Annotated in this window: 19 protein-coding genes; 14 read left to right on the top strand and 5 right to left on the bottom strand. The window is 58.3% G+C overall.

The window, feature by feature from the left end:
• The first annotated feature begins 312 nt into the window (after positions 1 to 312).
• The 4 genes from O9H32_RS15310 to O9H32_RS15295 all read left to right on the top strand — a co-directional run bounded on the left by O9H32_RS15310 (position 313) and on the right by O9H32_RS15295 (position 6415).
• Positions 313 to 1296, top strand: a complete 984-nt coding sequence (locus O9H32_RS15310) for an acetylxylan esterase (protein ID WP_269866984.1) — start codon at positions 313 to 315, stop codon at positions 1294 to 1296.
• Between the two features lie 242 nt (positions 1297 to 1538).
• On the top strand, positions 1539 to 2474 hold the full coding sequence (locus tag O9H32_RS15305; RefSeq protein WP_269867171.1) for a DMT family transporter: 936 nt from the start codon (positions 1539 to 1541) through the stop codon (positions 2472 to 2474).
• A gap of 182 nt (positions 2475 to 2656) precedes the next feature.
• Positions 2657 to 2815 carry a hypothetical protein gene (locus tag O9H32_RS15300; RefSeq protein ID WP_269866983.1) on the top strand — a complete coding sequence of 53 codons (159 nt, stop codon included), beginning with the start codon at positions 2657 to 2659 and terminating at the stop codon, positions 2813 to 2815.
• Positions 2816 to 3220: 405 nt separating this feature from the next.
• A complete protein-coding gene (locus tag O9H32_RS15295) occupies positions 3221 to 6415 on the top strand; it encodes an endo-1,4-beta-xylanase (protein WP_269866982.1) in 3195 nt (1064 codons plus the stop codon).
• Positions 6416 to 6548: 133 nt separating this feature from the next.
• On the opposite strand, the gene O9H32_RS15290 is transcribed toward O9H32_RS15295, so the two are convergent.
• The gene (locus O9H32_RS15290) at positions 6549 to 6962 is read right to left on the bottom strand and encodes a DUF2203 domain-containing protein (RefSeq protein ID WP_269866981.1); all 414 of its coding nucleotides are present in this window, start codon (positions 6960 to 6962) and stop codon (positions 6549 to 6551) included.
• A 158-nt stretch (positions 6963 to 7120) separates the two neighbouring features.
• Positions 7121 to 7966: an AraC family transcriptional regulator gene (locus O9H32_RS15285; protein ID WP_269866980.1), complete on the bottom strand. Its 846-nt coding sequence runs from the start codon at positions 7964 to 7966 to the stop codon at positions 7121 to 7123.
• 161 nt (positions 7967 to 8127) lie between these two features.
• On the opposite strand from O9H32_RS15285, the gene O9H32_RS15280 reads away from it, so the two are divergent.
• Both O9H32_RS15280 and O9H32_RS15275 read left to right on the top strand, forming a co-directional pair.
• Positions 8128 to 8859 carry an SDR family NAD(P)-dependent oxidoreductase gene (locus O9H32_RS15280; RefSeq protein WP_269866979.1) on the top strand — a complete coding sequence of 244 codons (732 nt, stop codon included), beginning with the start codon at positions 8128 to 8130 and terminating at the stop codon, positions 8857 to 8859.
• A gap of 36 nt (positions 8860 to 8895) precedes the next feature.
• On the top strand, positions 8896 to 9570 hold the full coding sequence (locus tag O9H32_RS15275) for a ThuA domain-containing protein (protein ID WP_269866978.1): 675 nt from the start codon (positions 8896 to 8898) through the stop codon (positions 9568 to 9570).
• A gap of 227 nt (positions 9571 to 9797) precedes the next feature.
• Here the strand turns inward: O9H32_RS15275 and O9H32_RS15270 are convergent, their stop codons facing one another.
• The gene (locus tag O9H32_RS15270) at positions 9798 to 10313 is read right to left on the bottom strand and encodes a hypothetical protein (RefSeq protein WP_269866977.1); all 516 of its coding nucleotides are present in this window, start codon (positions 10311 to 10313) and stop codon (positions 9798 to 9800) included.
• A gap of 141 nt (positions 10314 to 10454) precedes the next feature.
• Entirely contained in the window at positions 10455 to 11342 is an 888-nt protein-coding gene (locus tag O9H32_RS15265; RefSeq protein ID WP_269866976.1) for a helix-turn-helix domain-containing protein, read from the bottom strand.
• 250 nt (positions 11343 to 11592) lie between these two features.
• Here O9H32_RS15265 and O9H32_RS15260 point away from each other — a divergent pair, with 250 nt between their 5' ends.
• From O9H32_RS15260 to O9H32_RS15240, 5 genes are all read left to right on the top strand, one after another.
• Positions 11593 to 12402 carry a phytanoyl-CoA dioxygenase family protein gene (locus O9H32_RS15260; protein WP_269866975.1) on the top strand — a complete coding sequence of 270 codons (810 nt, stop codon included), beginning with the start codon at positions 11593 to 11595 and terminating at the stop codon, positions 12400 to 12402.
• Complete coding sequence (locus O9H32_RS15255; RefSeq protein WP_269866974.1) at positions 12371 to 13309, top strand: sugar phosphate isomerase/epimerase family protein; 939 nt, start codon at positions 12371 to 12373, stop codon at positions 13307 to 13309. The genes O9H32_RS15260 and O9H32_RS15255 overlap by 32 nt, the downstream gene beginning before the upstream one ends.
• 214 nt (positions 13310 to 13523) lie before the next feature.
• Complete coding sequence (locus O9H32_RS15250) at positions 13524 to 13964, top strand: protein-tyrosine phosphatase family protein (protein ID WP_269866973.1); 441 nt, start codon at positions 13524 to 13526, stop codon at positions 13962 to 13964.
• A gap of 167 nt (positions 13965 to 14131) precedes the next feature.
• Positions 14132 to 14254, top strand: coding sequence for a hypothetical protein (locus O9H32_RS15245; RefSeq protein ID WP_269866972.1), 123 nt, complete (start codon positions 14132 to 14134; stop codon positions 14252 to 14254).
• A 65-nt stretch (positions 14255 to 14319) separates the two neighbouring features.
• Positions 14320 to 15177: a hypothetical protein gene (locus O9H32_RS15240; protein ID WP_269866971.1), complete on the top strand. Its 858-nt coding sequence runs from the start codon at positions 14320 to 14322 to the stop codon at positions 15175 to 15177.
• A 113-nt stretch (positions 15178 to 15290) separates the two neighbouring features.
• Here the strand turns inward: O9H32_RS15240 and O9H32_RS15235 are convergent, their stop codons facing one another.
• A complete protein-coding gene (locus O9H32_RS15235) occupies positions 15291 to 16247 on the bottom strand; it encodes a helix-turn-helix transcriptional regulator (RefSeq protein ID WP_269866970.1) in 957 nt (318 codons plus the stop codon).
• Positions 16248 to 16356: 109 nt separating this feature from the next.
• Between O9H32_RS15235 and O9H32_RS15230 the strand changes: the two genes are divergently transcribed.
• The 3 genes from O9H32_RS15230 (at position 16357) to O9H32_RS15220 (ending at position 19533) form a co-directional block, all read left to right on the top strand.
• Positions 16357 to 17730 carry an MATE family efflux transporter gene (locus O9H32_RS15230; protein WP_269866969.1) on the top strand — a complete coding sequence of 458 codons (1374 nt, stop codon included), beginning with the start codon at positions 16357 to 16359 and terminating at the stop codon, positions 17728 to 17730.
• Positions 17731 to 17977: 247 nt separating this feature from the next.
• Positions 17978 to 18331 carry a hypothetical protein gene (locus O9H32_RS15225; protein ID WP_269866968.1) on the top strand — a complete coding sequence of 118 codons (354 nt, stop codon included), beginning with the start codon at positions 17978 to 17980 and terminating at the stop codon, positions 18329 to 18331.
• Positions 18332 to 18543: 212 nt separating this feature from the next.
• A complete protein-coding gene (locus tag O9H32_RS15220) occupies positions 18544 to 19533 on the top strand; it encodes an ROK family transcriptional regulator (RefSeq protein ID WP_269866967.1) in 990 nt (329 codons plus the stop codon).
• Positions 19534 to 19544: the final 11 nt, after the last annotated feature.

Here is a 19544-nt window from a genome sequence, read left to right as displayed (position 1 = left end):
GTTTCCTACTGAAGGGGAGGACTACGTGAAGAGGAGAAGGCTGTTCGGCCGCATTCCCTGTGGGCAAAAGCACTCCCTGCGTGACAAAACTCCATACGAACAACTCTCCATATGCAGCAACACCCCCTACGCAACAGCCATCGCAGGGCCTGGCCCTGCCTAGCGCCTGTGAGTGTACAAGTGTGCATAGTGGCAGCAGGTCCGATTCTCTTTCCACCGAAGTCTGGTAATGTTCATTATTTTTTGTTATTTTGATAGAGAAATATCATAATGTTAATATAACAATAATAACAAAAAGGGGTTGTTGGGGTGATGGCGGCCGACATGTCATTAGCCGAGTTGCTTATATATCGGGGGAGCAGTCCGAAGCCGGATGATTTTGATGCCTATTGGCAGAGGGGGCTCGGCGAGTTGGAGCGGCAGTCTCTGGCCTATGAGCTCGTGCCGGCGGACTTCGGAACACCGCTGGTCGATTGCTTCCATCTCTATTTCACGGGAGTCGGGGGGGCGAGGGTGCACTGCAAGCTTGCCAGACCGAAGCGGACGCAGGTTTCGGGTCCGGGGCTTGCCATATTCCACGGCTATGCCTGCGACAGCGGGGACTGGATGGAGAAGGTCGGCTATGCCGCCCACGGGTTCACGGTCATCGGCATGGACTGCCGGGGACAGGGAGGGGACTCGCAGGATAACTTGACGGTGAAGGGGACGACCATCCGGGGGCATATCATCCGCGGGCTGGACGATCCGGACCCGGACCGGCTCTATTATCGGAACGTGTTCCTGGATACGGTACAGACGGTCCGGATCCTGATGTCGATGGATACGGTCGATCCGGAGCGGATCGGCGTGTACGGCTATTCCCAGGGCGGTGCCCTAGCGACGGCCTGCGCGGCGCTGGAACCCCGCGTGCGCGCAGCCGTGCCTGTCTATCCGTTCCTCTCGGACTTCAAGCGGGCCTGGCAGACCGGTGTTGCGACGACGGCCTATGAAGAGCTTGTATACTTCTTCCGGTTCTTCGATCCCCACCATGTCCGGGAAGAGGAGCTGTTCCGCAAGCTCGGATATATCGATATTCAGAACCTGGCGGACCGTATTCGCGCCCAGGTGCTGTGGGTTACCGGGTTGACCGATACCGTGTGTCCTCCGTCCACCCAATTCGCCGCTTACAACAAAATCCGTTCGGAGAAAGAACTGCTTGTGTACCATGAGTTCGGCCATGAAGCTCTTCCGTATCTCTCGGACCGGATGTTCCGGACCTTCATGGAACGACTCGGAGGGGGCGCAGAGCCCGCATAAGAAAAGTGTCCGCGTCCATCTCCCGCGCTGGAATCTGTATCGGTACAGATCTCTCTTTTCCATATGGCAGTATTCCCCTAAGCGGGTTACGATTAGGCGGTATTGGAAAGAGAAGAAGCTGCGGGGGAGGCAAGGATATGAGAGATTCAGAGGCGGGGGAGAGGACAACGGGAGGAAGGACCTTGACGGCAGAGGGACCAGATGGCGGGCCCGGGGAGGCCGGAGGCTCCGTGAGCGATGACATGAGGGCTGCCAAGAGGGCACCGGCGGGTACGGGGAAGGAGGGCTGGGCTTACCTGGCGGCGGTCGGCAATGCGGTGATTGTCGGCTTCTCGTTCCTGTTCGTCAAGATCGCGCTCGAAACGGCACATCCGCTCGATACCTTGTCGCATCGCTTTACGGCTTCGTTCGCTGTGCTGGTATTCGCTGCGGCCGCGGGATGGATCCGGGTGAAGATCCGTCCCCGGGAGATGATCGCGCTGCTGCCCTTAGCGCTGCTGTACCCTTCGCTGTTCTTTGCCTTCCAGGCGTTCGGCCTGGCATACAGTTCCTCGTCGGAAGCAGGCATCATTCATGCGACGGTTCCGATCTTCACTGCGCTGCTCGCGGCTGTAGTGCTGAAGGAATATACCGGCATCCGGCAGGTACTGTTCATTCTCCTGTCGGCTGCCGGCGTGGTCTACATCTTCGTAATGAAGGGGGCTGCCGTCGGCTCGGGAGCGGTCCTCGGAACGGTGCTGATCCTGCTGTCCGCGGGCTGCCTTGCGGCGTACAGCGTGATGGCCCGGCGGATGGCGAAGCGCTTCACGGTCATGGAGATGACCTTCGCGATGACGCTGATCGGCTTTGTATTCTTTGGCGTCATGTCCGCCGGTCGCCACGCCATGGAGGGAACGCTGCCGGCGTACTTCGAACCGCTGGGGAGCCTGCCGTTCCTTGCGGCCGTGCTGTACCTCGGGGTCTTATCCTCGATGGTGACGTCGATGCTCAATACGTATGCTTTGTCGAAGCTCGAGGCGTCGAAGGTGAGTGTCTTCAGCCATCTCTCTACGCTGGTAACGATAGCCGCTGGGGCGCTGATCCTGAAGGAAGAGCTCCATTACTACCACTTCGTCGGGGCGGCGCTGATCCTGCTGGGCGTGGTGGGGACGAATCTGCCGGGGAGGCGGAGGAAGTAGCGCAGCTGGAATTCCGGATCCCGGCCAAGGGCAGGTCCTGCTGCTCCGCACTGCAGCGCTGCCTTAACAATCCTGTGGAGATGCGCTGCGGCATGACCTGCGAGCACCGCAATCGCTGCATAAACAATCCTGTCCTGTGGAATGATAACGGATGTTGTCATTTTAAGGAAGGAGGTGCTCCCATGGCTAACGAACGGAATCAAGTGTCCAAATCGGAAGTACAGTCCACGGAACTCAACAAACTGCCTGTCTCCGGCGAGAACGATACGGAATTCTCCGCTGAAGAAGCGGCGCAGGTGTTCTCCGAGAACCAATCCGACAGCACGAATAACCAACAATAGGACGCGGCAGCTTGAGCAACACCCAGCCGGCACCCGCAGCAGATGCTGTGTGCAGCCGAATGAAAGCCCGATATCTTCCTTGCCTTAGGGAGATACCGGGCTTTTGTTGCTGTGCAAGCTGCGCTGAGCTGTCCCAAGGCTTGGCTGGATTCTGTTTCGCGCCGGAAGGAGCGGAGCATCGGAAGACTTATCTGTTTAAGACTCTCTTCCGTCTTATCAGGTGGCAGCTCACCGCCGATAGCTTACACGGGCGCCTCAGAGGAGAAGGCAGCAGCTGGCGGATCCTCTTTAATCTTCACAGTAAAACATATACTTCCTTGGGTACGCTGGCGGGCAGGCCCAAGATATAATCTTTTTTGCAAGCGATTGCAAGAAAGAGAATAACCATTCGCAAGGGAGGATATTATGTCATTCTTATCGAAATCATCCCGCCTCTTGACCGCCGCGCTCCTGTCGGTCTCGCTCCTGCTTCCGCAGGGGCCTGTCACCGTCCGCGCGGCCGATTCGCAGGGCGCTTCTGCCGGACTTGCCCCGGCAGCTGCCCCTGCTGCGCCTTCTACTGTGGCACCTGGGCTCGACTCGTACAGCTACAGCTTCGATGACGGTACGCTGCAGGGCTGGGCCCCGAGGGGCGGGGTGACGCTGGGCCTCACGAGCGAGAGCGTCGTGTCGGCGACTTACAGCTTGAAGACGGCGGGGCGGACGGCCGCATGGCACGGGCCGAGCCTGAACGTCTCGGGCCTCTTGAAGAAAGGCGCGGTCTACGAGATCTCGGGCTATGTGAAGCTCCCGCAGCATGCCGGCGGCCCGGCCGGCACAGTCAAGCTCTCGATGGAACAGAAGCCTGCGGGCGGTACGACCGGCTATATTACCGTAGCCTCATCTTCCGTGACGGCTGCGGATTGGATTCAGCTCAAGGGAAGCTACTCGTTCACGCAGGAGATGGACGGGCTGACGCTCTATGTCGAGAGCTCGGACGCTGCGGAAGACATCCTGATCGATGACCTCGCGATCCAGATGGTGACGCCGGCGGACAATGACCAGACCGGCCTGTCATCGGACTTCGAAGACGGTACGCCGCAGGGCTGGGCTCCCCGCATCGGCAGCGAGGCTGTGAACGCGGTAACGGACACGGCGCATTCGGGCGCGTACAGCCTCTTGACCACGGCGCGCGAAGGCGCGTACTTCGGGCCGAAACGCAGCATGCTCGGCAAGGTTCACAAGGACAGCAAATACAAATTCTCCGTATGGGTGAAGCTGGCTCCGGGCGAAGCTCCCGCACAGCTGCGGCTCAGCCTGGAGCGCGGGTACCAGGGGACGAACAGCTACGATACGATTGTCGGCAGCACGGCGGTAACCGCAGACGGCTGGGTTCAATTGACGGGCGACTACCAATTGAGGAATACGGCGGATACCTTGGACTTGTACGTGGAGTCAGCGGACGGGAAGGCTTCCTTCTACCTCGACGACTTCTCGCTCTCCTACATTGCGCCGATCGGTATCCAGAAGGACATTCCGAACCTTTATGAGCGGTACCAGGCGGACTTTCCGAACGGCATCGGCGCAGCCATCGAACCGTTCGAGACCGAGGGGCAGCACGGGGAGCTGCTCAAGAAGCATTTTAACGCGGTAGTAGCGGGCAACGTAATGAAGCCTGACTACACCCAGCCGGTGGAGGGCACCTTCACTTTCGAGAACGCGGACCGGGTGGTCGCTTTCGCGAAAGCGAACGGCATGAAGGTACGCGGCCACACGCTGGTGTGGCACAGCCAGACCCCATCCTGGTTCTTCAAGGATGCGGACGGCAGGGAGATGACGGAAGAGACGGACCCCGCGAAGCGGCAGGCGAACAAGGAGCTGCTGCTGAAGCGCATGGAGACGCACATCAAGACGGTGGTGGAGCACTTCGGCACGGATGTGTACGGCTATGATGTGGTGAACGAAGTCATCGACGATACGCAAGGGCTGCGTAACAGCAAGTGGTACCAGATCGCAGGCAAGGATTATATCAAGGAAGCGTTCCGCTATGCGCGCAAATATGCACCGGCCGGCACGAAGCTCTATATTAACGACTACAACACCCACTCGCCGAGGAAGGCGCAGGAGCTCTATAACCTGGTGAAGGAACTGCTGGAGGAAGGCGTGCCGGTCGACGGAGTGGGACACCAGACGCATATCCGCATCGACTCGCCGTCGATCGCCCAGATCGGGGCTTCCATCGAGATGTTCGGGAAGCTCGGCCTCGACAACCAGATCACGGAGCTCGATGTGACCGTGTATGGCAATGATACGGATAAATACGATCCTGTGCCTCAGGAGCTGCTTGTGAAGCAGGGGTACCGCTACAAGGAGCTTATGGCGGAGTTCGTCCGGCTGAAGGCTTACATCTCTTCGGTGGTATTCTGGGGGATGGCGGACGATAATACGTGGCTGAAGACGTTCCCGATCACGCGCACCGATCTCCCGCTGCTCTTCGACGAGCAGCTGCAGGCGAAGCCCGCTTACTGGGGTCTGGTGGATCCGTCGAAGCTGCCGGTGAGCATTCAGCAGGGAGATGTGGCGCAGGGCAAACCGGAGATCGACGGCAAAGCGGATCTCGTATGGAGCACGCAGCAGCCCTTCGAGCTGAAGGGAGATCCGGTCGGCGGCACCTTCAGGACGTTGTGGCATGGAGATTCCTTGTATGTGCTCGGAGAGATCCGCGACAGCTCGCGGTCCAAGGGGGATATGGTGGAGCTCTTCATCGACGACAACCATGCGAAGACGCCGGCCTATGAAGCGGATGACAAGCATTACGTGCTGAAGCGCTCCGGGAAGCCGGATCCGCGGGTGAAGTTCAAGGTGAAGGAAGTGGAGGGAGGCTACCGGTTCGAGGCGAAGGTGCCGATCACGAAGGGGGCTGTCGGAGTGAAAAAAGGCTTCGATATCCGGGTGACCGATGCCGACACGGCCGGCGTCGTCTCTTGGAATGATTCTACTCGCAGCCAGGATACGGATACATCCAAATTCGGCAGCCTCACGCTCGCGAAGGCGGTATCTGTGCAGTCTGTGACCAAGGGGACGCCGGTCATCGACGGGAAGAAGGACCGGATCTGGAATTCGGCGAAGAACGTCTCCACTGGCGTATGGGTGCAGGGGACGGGGGGAGCCGCCGGCAGGGCGAAGCTGCTCTGGGATGAAGGGCACCTGTACGTATGGGCCGAGGTGGAGGATGCGCTGCTCAGCGATGCCTCGGCCCAGGCCCACCAGCAGGATTCCATCGAGCTGTTCCTCGACCCGAACCATCACCGGAGCGCGGTATACGAGCCCGACGACGGACAGTTCCGGGTGAACTTCAAGAATGTCCTGAGCTTCGGCGGAGCCGCCTCGGCGGAGAAGATCAGCTCGCGCGTCACCCCTGTGCCTGGCGGGTACATCGTCGAAGCGGCGCTCGCTCTGCCGGACGCGGCCCGGGGCCGGGTGATCGGCTTCGACTTCCAGGTGAATAACGACGGGGACGGCGACGGAACAAGGGATACTGTCGCGGTGTGGAACGATCCGTCCGGCCTCTCCTATACGAACACCTCGAAGTTCGGTGCTCTGCAGCTGGTTACGCATTAATCCCGCAGGAATGCGAGAAGGGGGGAGCTTACCGCTTCAGCGGCAGGCTCCCCCCTTCTATGTGTACTGCCTGCCGGTCCGCTGCCATGAGCAGCGGATGGAGCAGCCGCACGATAGATGCCCGCTCCGCCAATCAGGCTCCCGGATGAGGCTTACGGCCCGCAAACCCGTCGTGCCAGCCATGATAATGCGTGATGCGCTCTTCGCCTTCTTTCCAGCAGATGAGTACGTCCTCTCCATCGACTACCGCGGGGAAGTCGATCAGGCCGGGCTTGATCATCTTGAGGAGCACGCCTTTGCGAGTAAAGTTATCCATGAAGAGATCTGCTTCAAGCCGCAGGAACTCCAGCTGCCCTTCGAGCTCGAAGAAGGGATCGCCCCCCTCCTGCAGCCCAGCTGGCGTTGCGTGATGCTGGGCTTTGCGGCTCTTCAGCTCCTGATAGATTTCCTCGAATTGTTTGACCAGAGCCTGCAGCTTAGACAGTTCCTCCCGGAGCTCGGGAAGCATCGCGTTGGCTTCTTCCAGGGTAAATGTTCGTTTCGTCACGGCAATCCACTCCTTATCCTTCCAGTGTACTAGATCGGGAAGGGGAATGCCATTCGCCGGGCCGGGCAGGAAGCTTGTTGGCGGGAGAGGACAGAGGAGCGCGAGGATGGGCCGGGCGGGCACCAAGGAGGGCGTATATATACCAGCTTGGAGCCGTATCACCGGAGGGGCTTGATGCCTCCGGCCCTCTGACGGTATTCCCGGGGGGCAAAGCCGTATGTTTTTTTGAACATGCGGGAGAAGATAAGCTGGTCGCTGTAGCCTACGGAATAAGAGATTTCTTTGATCGAGAGGGGGCTCTTCATGAGATCCCGAGCTTTCTGCATCCGGTAGCGGCACAGGTACTGCTGCGGGGGAATGCCCACGGCCGATTTGAACAGGCTGGCGATGTACTTGCGGTTCAATCCGAGCGACTGGGCCAGATCCCCGATGGAGACGGGACGGGAGTAGTTCGTCTCGATGAATTCGAGCGCCTGGGCGACGTAGTGTGATTGCATGGAGCTGCGGTAAGGATCCTTCGGCGCCGTCTGCACCGAATCCATCACGATCGCGAGGAACGAGTAGAGGGCGGCCGTCATGCGCAGCGGCTTGCTCCAGCTGGTCTGGTCGGCCTCCAGCATGCCTTGGAGGCTCTGGCGGATGGGCCCGTCCTGCGGGCAGGTGAACAGGGGACGCTCGCCGGAGAGCCCGGCCTGCTGCAGATAGGTCTCCACGGCTCCGCCGTTGAAGGCGACCCAGGAATAAGTCCAGGGATCTTCCAGGTCCGCCTCGTAGGCGTACAGCTCCCCTGGCACCATGAAGAAGCCTTCGCCCTGCGTAAGGGGATAGTTCATGTTGGAGGTACGGAAGGTGCCTCTGCCGGAGTGCACGTAGAAGATTTTATAATGATCCTTGACCCCGGGGCCCCAGGCGTGGCCGGGTTCGCACGCTTCCGTCCCGGCATAGTAGAATTGGATATCCTGACAGGAATTCACATAGTGGTTCGTCAGCCGCTGGGTTCGCATGGACAGGTTCCCTCCCCTGGTTTCGTTGTGAAGGCGCATACAGATAAAGACATTATACTATATTTGCCTTCCATTGGGTTATGTCCGGGAGGCTGCCGGTGTCCTAAGATGAAAGGAGCGAAGCCAAAGTAGGGCCGAAGCTGGAACGGAGGCATAGGGGGATGGCGGAGAAGCGGGTGGTATGTATTACCGGAACCGACAGGGGAGTAGGTCTGGCGCTGGCGGAGACCCTGCTGCACGCAGGGGATACCGTATATGCGGGCGGCCTTGCAGAGGCAGGGCATCATCCGGAGATACAGCGGCTGGGGGAGGCCCATCCGGGCAGGCTGCATCCCTTCCGGCTGGATGTCGGCAGCGACGAGAGCGTCAGGCTGGCGGCCGGTTATATCCGGAGCCGGACCGATAAACTGGATCTGCTCATCAACAACGCGGCGATACTCGGTGATACTTCGGCTGCGATCGAGGGTGCGATCGATTTTGACGAAGTGCAGCGGGTGTATAATGTGACGGCCTTGGGGGCCATCCGCATGTCCAATGCCTTGATCAGGCCCCTGATGAACGGCGGCAGGCTGATCGTCAACATCTCCTCGGAAGCCGGGAGCATCGGGCAGAATTACCGCGACGCGTGGTTCGGCTACTGTATGGCCAAAGCGGCGCTGAATATGGGATCGAGCCTCATCCATAACCGGATTCGGAAGGATGGGGGACGCGTGCTGCTGCTTCATCCCGGCTGGGTGAAGACCTATATGAGCGGCGGCTGGAACGACGAGGGCACTTATACCCCGCAGGAAGCGGCAGAGAATATTCTTAGGCGGATCGATGAGCGCGGAGGGGACATCCGGGAGCAGCCGATCTACGTGGAGGCGGACACAGGCAGGGAGCTGCCTTGGTAACCAGACAAGAGGAACATGGGGGAGGCGGAATAACGAATGGAGAACATGAAATCGGATAAGAAAGCGCAGACAAAAGCCCTGCTGCTCGGTGATTACACGGATGCCCCGTGGCATCCGCTGGAGCCCGCGCAGGCGGAGCTTCAAGGCATCCTCGGAGAAGCGTTCGAGCTGATGGCCACGGAGAATTATGACGTTCTGGTGAGGCTGGAGCCTGCCGAGTACCCGCTGTGCATCGCGTATACCGACTGCTGGAGGAGGGAAGTGACGAAGAAGCAGGCGGCCGGGCTGCTCCGGTATGTGGCGGGCGGAGGCGGCCTGCTCGTGATCCACAACGGGATCTCCCTGCAGAGCAGCTACGAGCTGCTGCAGATGATCGGCGCCGAGTTCACCGGACACCCGCCGTATCAGCATCTGCGGTATTACGGGACGGCGGATGGGCATCCCCTGCTGGAGGGCGTCGAAGATTTTGCCCTCGAAGAGGAGCCCTACTTGTTCGCAATGGACCCGTTCACGGAGCGGAACATTTTCCTGGAATTCGAATTCGAGGGACGCAGACACCCTGCCGGATGGGAGCACGCTTACGGACTCGGCAGGGTAGTATACCTGCAGCCCGGTCATCATGCCGCCTCCTTCCGGCCGGAGGCCTATAGGCGGCTCATCCGCAACAGCGCTGGCTGGGCGGCGGAAGGGCAGCAGGCGGCTCTGCGGTAGGGAGCGGACTTCCGTTTCGCTGGCAAGGCATGGGAATCATCCGCCGTCATGAACCCGGTCGATTATAGGACTACACTGAGGGAGTACATCACATCCCCAATGTACCGGAGGCGGCTCCATTCCCCCAACCAACCAAGCAAAGACGCTCCCAAACCACGTTAGAAGCGGCAGTGGAAGCGTCTTTGTTCAACTATAGGTATGGATATCTCACCCTAAAGGCGCAGCGATTATGGCCGGAAGACTTGGATGGAGCAATTCTCAGCGACGGATGTAACGTAACCAGAGGCATCATAGGCTCGTCCGCTTAGTGTCGCCGTATACGATTGTCCTCTCACGGCGTTAAAATCGGCAAGTCCCGAGGCGCTTCCGCTGCCCGTTCCCCAGCCGGAGATCGGGATTACGGCTGCTACCGATCCTGACGTATTATTGATTACCGTAATGGAGCCGCTGAACCGGTATATGCTGCCGGAATCAGGAGAAGCACTCCAGGCGAAACCGCCGCCACCGTACACGTAATCCAAGCGGGCGTAGCCAAAGTCGCCGGAGCAAAAAACCTGCGGAGTCACATTCCCCGTCAGGGCCGCCGGAGAAGCCTTGGACGCGGCCGCCGTCTGCGCTGCCGGCGCTCCTGCTTTCGAGAAGTTGTTGTCGCATACCGGAGGGCCGAAAGCGTACGCAGACGGCGCAGCGAAGAGCAGGACAGACAGCATGCTAAGCACCAGCAACCAGTTTACTTTTTTCACTCTAATTCCTCCTTCAAATTGGTCTTCTACCACAATATACCATAGGTTAAATAAGAGAATAATTAAGTTATAGTAAAGTAATTGTATCGGAATATATTAAATGCAATTCTCCCCCATGCCCACACGCAGAACCCGGCCCCCTCAAAGGCGGCCGGGTTGTTGTTCATCTTCCAGTGTTGCGGGATCGGACTGCGGCAGGTGCCGGGACTGGGGGGCCTGGGGAAGCGGCGGATCAAGGCTTTTGTACGTGCTGGGGTTGGTGCCGTAATGCTTGCGGAACTGTCCGGCGAAGTGATGGTAGTTCGTGAACCCGACATCGTGCGAAACCTCCAGCGCTGTCCGGTCCGTATGCTTCAGGAGCAGGGCTGCCTGCTCTACCCGCATTCGGTTCAGCGTCTCGATGATCGAGCGGCCGGTCTCTGCCTTGAAGAGGTGGGAGAGCCTCGAGGGAGACAGTCCTGCCGCACGGGCGGCTTCGTCGATCCGGATCCCTTCGCGCATCCGGGAGGAGAGCAGGTGGAGCACGGAGCGGACCCGGGGATCGACCGGCTTGTGCATCGTCTGCGCCAGCAGGAGCAGCACCTCGCGGACCGCCTGCTCGCACAGCTCCAGCCAGTATTCCCCGCGACCGATGGAGTCGGTCAGTATCCTTCCGAAGGCGTCGCGGATGCGCTGCCCGGTCGAATCATCGCCCACGTGATGGAGGAGCAGGGGCGTATCCGGCAGGGTGCCTGTCTCCATGATCCGGGAGGAGAAGTGAACCCATACAAAATGCCAGCGCTGTCCCGCCGACGTGCCGTACCGGTGCGGCGTGCCCGGCTTCAGCAGCACGATATCCCCTTGGCGGCAGATCAATTCCCGGTCCGGTACGGCATAATACCCTTCCCCGCCCAGCGTATAGGTGAGAAGCCAGTCCCCCCGGCCGTGCGGGCGCTTCGTACTATAGTCGTCCCCTTCGTCAAAATGGCCGGCGAGTACCAACCCCTCGGTTTCCGCAACGCCGGCGTAGGGCTTATGAACGGATTTCATCGCACGGTGTCTCCTTTCGTCGTCTTCGGTGAAGAGGGAAAGTTATTCTGCTCTTTATCATAGGCGAGGCAGCACGAATATGCCAGTACGAAGTGTGCTGCATCCTTGGAACTCATGAATATCGCGAATCCGGCAGCAGGATCGTGACATACCTCAGCAGGATTCTTGCTTCAATCGGAGGGGGATTCCCCGTAAGATGAGAGTACGGTGAACGCGAGACACCCAATCTCATTCCAAGGGGGAAGTTACGATGGCATACGCACGCAAGACCTTGACCGAGGAGCAGATCAGCGGGTTTGTCAGGGAAGGCTATCTGATCGTCAAGGGGCTGTTCACGGAGGAACAGCTTGCAGAGATCAGTCATACGTTCGAGGAGATAGGCAAGGGAACGGTTCCGGGCTATTTTGAGCCGAACCTGACCGCAGACAGCGGTGATCCGCTGAGCCGGTACCCGCGGGTCATGCACCCGCACCGCTTCAACGATACGGCGCGCAGGTACATGCTTCATCCTCCTGTGCTTGGCGTACTAGAAGATCTGTACGGGGAGGAAGCGCTGGCGGCGCAGAGCATGTTCTATTACAAGCCGCCGGGCTCCCGCGGACAGGCGCTGCACCAGGATAACTTCTACTTGAAGGTGGAGCCGGGCAACTGCATTGCCGCATGGACGGCGGTGGATGCGGCCGATGAGGAGAACGGCAGCCTGCTTGTCGTACCGCAGACCAGCGGACACGAGATCGTCTGCCCGGAGCTCGCCGACGAGAACGAATCGTTCACGAAGCATCTGGTCAAGGTACCGGCGGGCCTCCAAGCGGTACCCGCCGTGATGGAACGGGGGGATGTTCTTTTCTTCAACGGGAACCTGATCCACGGCTCCTACCGGAACAAGTCGAAGGACCGGTTCCGCCGGGCGTTCATCTGCCACTATGCTCCGGCCTCGCTCGCGAAGATTGCCGGGCATTACAGACCTCTGTTGCGGGCGGACGGTACGCCGGTAGAACCCGAGGCTTCGATGGAGGGAGGTCCGTGCGGTGTCGAATTCGATGCGCTCTATCCGCACTGAGAGACCGGCTGGCCGGCGGCTCGAGGTCCAGATGTCGTGGTGGGGCATGAGCGGACTGCAGGGAGGGGCAGCGGGAGACACGACGGAGGACAAAGTGCGGCGGATTGCCGAAGCCGGCTTCGACGGCATCAACGGCTTCCTGCCGGAGCCTGCCGGGGCGCAGGAGTGGAAGAGGCTGCTCCGGGAGTACGGTCTGTCCTTCAGCGTGAATGCCTACCCGTCTTCTGTGGGCGACTTGGAGGGATTCCTCCAGCGGGCGGCTGCCTACGGGGGAGCGATCGGCCACGTGAATGTGCAGGTCATGACGCCGTTCGTGACCGGCGCTCCGGCGCAGGAACTCCTCGGCGGGCTGCAGGCCCTGGTGGCGTCCTATGGGATCGACGTCTGCATCGAAACGCACCGGGGGACGGCCACCCAGGATCTCCTGCGGACTGTCCGGTATGTCCAGGCACTGGAGGATCTGCGGCTGACGATCGACTTCTCCCACTATGTGACGGCCGGGGAGATGCGCACCGTGTCTCCCGAAGCCGAGGCGCTGCTCGGCATTCTGCTAACCCGGACCTCCGCCATTCACGGCCGGATCTCGAATGGGGAGCAGATTCAGGTCGATCCGGGCGAGCACGGAGAGCATGAGGCCGTACCGCATTTTGTCCGCTGGTGGAAGCGGGGGATGGAGTATTGGCTGAACGACGCGGGCCGGGGCGTAGTCCTGCCGTTCGTCTGTGAGCTGGGACCGCCTCCTTATGCGATCACCCGGGATGAATGCGGGGAACGTGCCGAGGAGCTCGGGGACCGCTGGGCGCAGTCCCTGTGGCTGGCAAGGACGGCCCGGGAGCTCTGGGAAGAGGTCAGCAGGGAGAGCGGCGGGAGAGATGGGGAAGGAAGGCGTGGAGTGTCGGAGCGGTAAAGAGAACGTATAGGGGATAAGCGGGGCTGCCTTCAGGCGGCCCTTTTGCTATGCTGGACACCGGTCAGAGGACAAAGACTTACTCGCAGAGAGATGCGGCTGCATAAGCTCATCTTTTACATATCATCGAGCAGTTATATAATGATATACAGTCCAATGTTCGCGATGGTTGCAAGCGAGATTCATAACCGTAAGGATGAAGGGAGAGCACAGCATGAGCAAAGCTTATCAAGCCTTAGTGGAAGACCGGATTTATCTTGGCGGCGCTTCCGACGTGGAGGCTATGATTACGGAGGAACACTGCGACGTTATCATAGATCTCCGTGACGAGGCGACCGAGTGCGCGTATCCGGGAACAGAGGCCGCTTGGGTGAAGATCGGCCTCGGGGACCATGCCGAGACGCCGCAAGACGAGCGGTTCCGCCAGGCGATCGATGCTGTCGTGGACGCTTACCGCAGCGGCAAGAAGGTAGGATTCCACTGCGGCGGCGGCAAGGGCCGGACCGGCGCGGTGGCGGTCGGCACCTTGATCGCGCTGGGCCAAGCCTCGACGATCGAAGAAGCGGAGCGGATCGCGAAAGACATCCGGCCGGTGATCAATATCAGGCCTCCCCAGCGCGAAGCCCTGGAGAAGATTTATGGCGGTCAGGCATAGGCGGTAGCAGGTAGTCAAGCGAACAGCGTCAGTCCCAGGCAAGAACGATGCCAAGGCTGGCGCTGTTTGGTGTGCTTGGGCGGCGATGCGCTAGTCCAGTACCAGGGGAGCCAGCTCCATCTCCCAATGGATACAATTGGGGGGATTCAACCAGCGGGAGGAAGACGATGGAAGTTAGATTGGAGAAAGCGGCGTTACGGGATGCCGAAACGATATTTGCGATGCAGGTAGAAGCGTTTGGTCCTTTATTGGAGAAGAGACGCAGGAAGTCTTTATCAAACCTTTATTAATCCTGTATGCGAAGTTTGGTATATTAATAGAGTCACACCTATCTTACATACGGGGAGCAAAGAGAATGAAGAGACTGCAGATGAGCATAGTCAAGGTAATGGTTTTCATGTTTACTGTCATGGTTTTCTTACCGTCATTCGCAAGCGCAGAAGAGGCATCGCCTTTGCCTGAAGATTGGACCAATCAGGTCTTTACAATCAGCGATGATGTTTATCTTCAGCAAGCAGTTGCTCAGAATGTATACAGCCGGGCGGTTACATCTCATACTCAGAACCCATCCCCGTTAGAATATGAGTATGCACATGTAGCCATTGAGAATGACCCCATTGTTTTAAAACCGAACAGCATCCTAACCATTAACGTGTATGCGGATAAGGTTACCGATTTAGAAGGGTTCTTCCTTTATGTAAAGCCGGATTCCACTAAGTTTCAAATTATCGAATCTAAGTTGTCTGAAGAGTTTGGCGTAGAAGGCAAGACGGCGGTCTTCGCAAAACATGAATATTTCAATATGAATAATTATATGGGCTGGATCCCTAAAGAGTATCCTGCAAAAAGCGGCAAAGTAAGGCTGCTGACTATAAAGCTTAAAGTGATCGGCTCTGGCGGCATAGGCAAAATCTCCTTTAGGATTGACCCACAGCTTGCGTTTAGAAAAGGCAATGCAGGCACCCCTTACGCCATGATTGTTCCAGGGTTCCCCCGGGATTATAATCTGTTTAGTTTTATGGATATGGATTATAATGGGGATCGGTTGGTGAACTTATTCGATATCTGGAACTTGGCCCTCTATCAGGGCGAAATAAGTAATTCGTTTATGGTTGACCCTAAGTTCGATATCAACAATGATACGAAAATCACCAAGGAAGATATCCAGCATGCCGCAGATAAGATGCTTTCGATGTCACAAGGGCCGATGTAATATTATCGCCAAATGAGAATAGGACAAAACCAGCCTTCGTCCGGTTTGCTGCCGGACGAAGGCTGGTTTGCTTTGGTTCCCTTGTCCTTCCGGCAAGCGCACGGAGGGGAGGATCAAATTTTTGCGGAATACAGCTCGCGAATCTCATCGACGCGGTTCAAGATCATTTCACGGCATACCCGTGGCTCCTCTACGACGGCATCCTTCCCATAACCGATCAGCACATCGACCAGGCAGGGCAGATAAGACGACGTGACCTTCCGGCGGATCAAGCCGGTTCCGTCCTCTTGAACCGTAAGTCCTTCAAGCATCCAGGGATCGGACTGGCTGCGGATGACACCGGCCCGGGTCAGCTTGATAGTCAGATCCGCTGTCTCCTCAGTCCGGTCGAAGAACACCCAATCCTTGATCTGGTATCCGATCATATCGATGCGGCTTGTCGGATCCTCCGCCTCAGTCAGCGAGGTGACGCGGTCTACCCGGAAGAGCCGGTAATCCTGTGACTTGCAGCAGTAGGCCGGGCAATACCAGAAGCCGTTCATAGCATAGATGCCGATGGCTTGGATGTCTCTGTTCGACACCCCTCTCTCCGACTCATACGTAATATGAACCACACGCCGGTCTAAGGAGGCTTCGAACAAGGCCGACAGATGAGGCGTCTCCAGCTGCCGTGCCGGTACATGAAACAGCATGTTCGAGCGGATCCGGTCGAGCTTTTCTTTGGTCTCCGGCGGCGAGTAATGATAGAACTTCTTCAGCGCGGACTCCACCTCGGAATCGAAGGGAAGCATCTTGTAATCCCGAAGAGATTCGGCAATGAGAAACAGCGCCAGGGCTTCCTTGTCCGTGAAGTGGATGGGCGGCAGCATGCGGTCGCGAAGGAGCCTGTACCCACCGTGAACGCCGAGCTCCGAGTACAGCGGGACGCCGAGCTCGCTTAGCTCCTGCAGGTCGCGCAGCATCGTCCTCTTCGATACCTGGAACTCCTCCGTCAGATCGGCGAGATTGAATTTATGTTTGGTCTGAATGGTCATGAATAGTTGAAGCAGCCGCTGGGCTTTATTCATCATGGGCATGCCCTCCTTGTTGACTCCTTTGATAGTAACATAGAAAGGTGACAGCCATTGGCACTTTTCCGTGCTACGCTAAGTTCAAATGAGCAGCAGGGGGAAGAAATGGATGAAGGCTCAGCCTACAGTAACAAGCTTGGCAAGGTTAACTTGGCCGATATTTGTGGAGATGCTGCTGCATCTCCTGATGGGAAGCTTGGACGTTTATATGTTAAGCCATTACAGCAGCGGAGCCGTAGCGGCCGTAGGGATCGCCAATCAGATCGTACAGCTGTTTATTATGCTGTTCGGCTTCGTCGCAGCGGGGACGACGATCGTGATCTCGCAGGAGCTCGGTGCCGGTCTGCACCGGAAAGCAGCAGCGGCGGCGCGGACGGCGGTTACGTTGAATGCCGTGTTCGGGCTGTTATGCAGCCTGGCGCTTTGGAGCGGGGCATCGCTATACTTGTCCTGGCTCGGGACGCCTCCCGAGCTGATGGGCGACGGGCTTACGTATGTACGGATCGTCGGAGGCTTTTTGTTCTTGGAGGCCGTCATGCTGACGTTATCTGCCATCCTCCGCAGCCATGGGTTGACCCGGCAAGTTATGTACATCGGGGTGGGCATGAATGTGGTACATGTCATCGGCAATTATCTGGTGCTGTACAGTCCCGCCGGGCTGCCGGAGTTTGGCATCGAAGGAGTGGCCTGGTCCACGGTCCTGTCAAGGGTGCTGGGAATGACGCTGATGGCCTTGGTGCTGATAACCAAATTAGGATCTTCATCTAAGACGAGCAGGTTCTGGGGCATGTCCGGTGAATATACCGGCAGGCTGCTGCGGATCGGCATCCCTTCCACGATCGAGTACCTGGCTTACTATGTTTCCCAGCTGTGCATCACCTCTTTCATCGCAGGACTCGGGATCAAGGCCCTGACCGCTCGAGTCTTTGTGGACAGCACGCTGGGCATCGTTTCGCTCATAGCAACCTCTATTGCGATAGGCACACAGATTATGATCGGGCACCTCATTGGAGGGCGCAGGACGGCGGAAGCCATGGAACGCTGCATGCACGGCATCCGCTGGTCGATGATCTTCGGAGCGGCAGCCGCTGTCTTGATCGCGGTGGAGGCGGAGGCGCTGCTTGGTTTCTTCACAGACGACCCGGTCGTCATCGGGTGGGGAACCCGCTTGCTGTGGCTGATGCTTCTCTTCCAGCCCGCGCACAGCATGTGCATGGTGTATCAGCATGTGCTGAAGGCCGTGGGGGATGCGAACTACCCCGCGGTGCTCGGGGTTCTCTTTATGATCGGAATCCGGGTGCCGGCAGCTTATGTGAGCATTGTATACCTTGACCTGGGGCTGCTAGGCGTCTATGCGTCCTTCGTGGCCGACGAGTGGATCCGCGCCCTATTGATGAGGCGGCGCTGGCGGTCTAGAAGGTGGGAAGTGCCTGCTCTTCAGAGAGAAGACCTCACGGAAAGCATCGCCGCAAGGAGCTCGTAACTTACAATACGTGAAGGCGATAGAGGTGGGTAAGTGATTCCATGAATGGAACCACGGATGGGCAGGTATATACGCTGACAGTTAACGAAGAACCCAGCTGCGTATTGAAGCTCGACCGACCGGAGGAGATTTCATCTATGAACAGACCGAGAAGTGGGGAAGGCTCGCGGCTCCGCGCGATTCGTGGCTTGAGTTCAATCAGCGAAGTCTCGAGGGTGCCCGAATTCAGGTGGGAAGCGTGCTGCCTATGGAGGACTATCATAGAGTGAAGTCCCTTCTGGAAAGCATCTCTAATGTGGACATGAAATGCTTATTGCATGGAGATACGGGTGTGCATAATTTCGTATATGGGTACATTTCCCGTTACCTACTCACTTTTGTCGAAGCAGGCGTTGCGTTGTTGCTGCACATTCAAGAACTTTACCAAATTCATGAGCTGACTCAGCTGCGATACTATCTTAGAGGGATGAACGATACATATATTTTAGAAACCGCACATGATGGCAAGTATAACGGCAAACTGCTCGGAGGCACGATCTCGCCGCGGCAGTTCGCGGAAGAGCTGGAAGCTGCCGCTGACCAGGCGGCAGGCCGCAAGTAAAAGCAAGGAGGAAGCGCCTGAAGGGCGGCTTCCTCTTTGGGCTTGCCGGGCAGACGGCTGGAGGGGGGAATACCTCTGTAGGGATTGACAGTTGCTCCGGAAGATGGTAACTTGGAACCACTTTATAAAACACTTTTGAAAAGTGATTTATTTATACGGAAGGGGGAGAGCTTATCGATTCCATCGGCGGTAATGCCGTTCTGATCCGCGAGGTGAATCTTCACCTGGTGCGCCGGGTGCTCAAAGAGAAGGGGCAGGCCACCAAACGGGAGCTGGCACAGGCTACGGGGCTGAGCGCCGTCACGGTCGGCACCCTCCTGCAGGATTTGACGGAGCGGGGGGAAGTACAGGAGGCTGAGCGGGTGTCTTCGGGCGGAGGCCGGCCGGCGCAGCTCTATGCCTACAATCCGGATTATGCTCTTGCCCTAATCCTGTTTCCCTACGAAACGAAAGGGGATACCCGGATCCGCAGCACGGTGGTCAATCTCTCGGGCAAAACCATATCGGAGACAGACGCTAGGACGGAGAAGGTGGATGTGCAGACGTTCGAAACGCTGATCGACGTTGCGCTCGCTGCCTATCCTGCGATTGGCGCGATAGGGTTCGGCCTGCCGGGCGCGGAATACGAGGGGCGGATGATGGTGTCCGACTATGATGCGCTCCGGGGCGTGGCGCTTACGGAGCACTTCCGGGAACGTTACGGTAAGCCGGTCGTCGTGGAGAACGATGTGAATGCGGCGGTCCTCGGGTTCTGGAAGAAGAAGGGGGTAGCTCCGGATGCGACGGGGGTCTACCTGTATATTCCCGACCGGTTCGCGCCGGGAGCGGGGATTGTCATCCAAGGGAAGCTGTTCAAGGGCAAGCGCGGATTCGCCGGCGAGGTGGCGACGATTCCGCTAGGGATTCCCTGGGGCGGGGCGCTGCTGCGGGAATCGGTCGAGGCGAGGTGCGAGGCTGCAGCCAGACTGACCGCGGCCGTCTGCAGCGTACTCAATCCGGACTTCGTTGTGCTGAACGCCAGCTTTCTGGGTCAAGCGCAGCTTCCGGCGATGATGCAGGGCTGCTCCAGGCTGCTGCCTCCGGGCGCCGTTCCCCAACTGTCGATTTCCGAAGATTTTACGGCTGATTATGTGGACGGGATGATCGTGCAGACCTTGAGCACCCTCGAACCCGGTTTCCTGTTATCTAAATACGAAGCATAGGCGGGCATACA

Source organism: Paenibacillus caseinilyticus (assembly GCF_027533645.1).
Classification (GTDB): domain Bacteria; phylum Bacillota; class Bacilli; order Paenibacillales; family NBRC-103111; genus Paenibacillus_G; species Paenibacillus_G caseinilyticus.
Note: the sequence above shows the minus strand (reverse complement) of the source record. Positions and strands in the feature narration are given on the sequence as shown.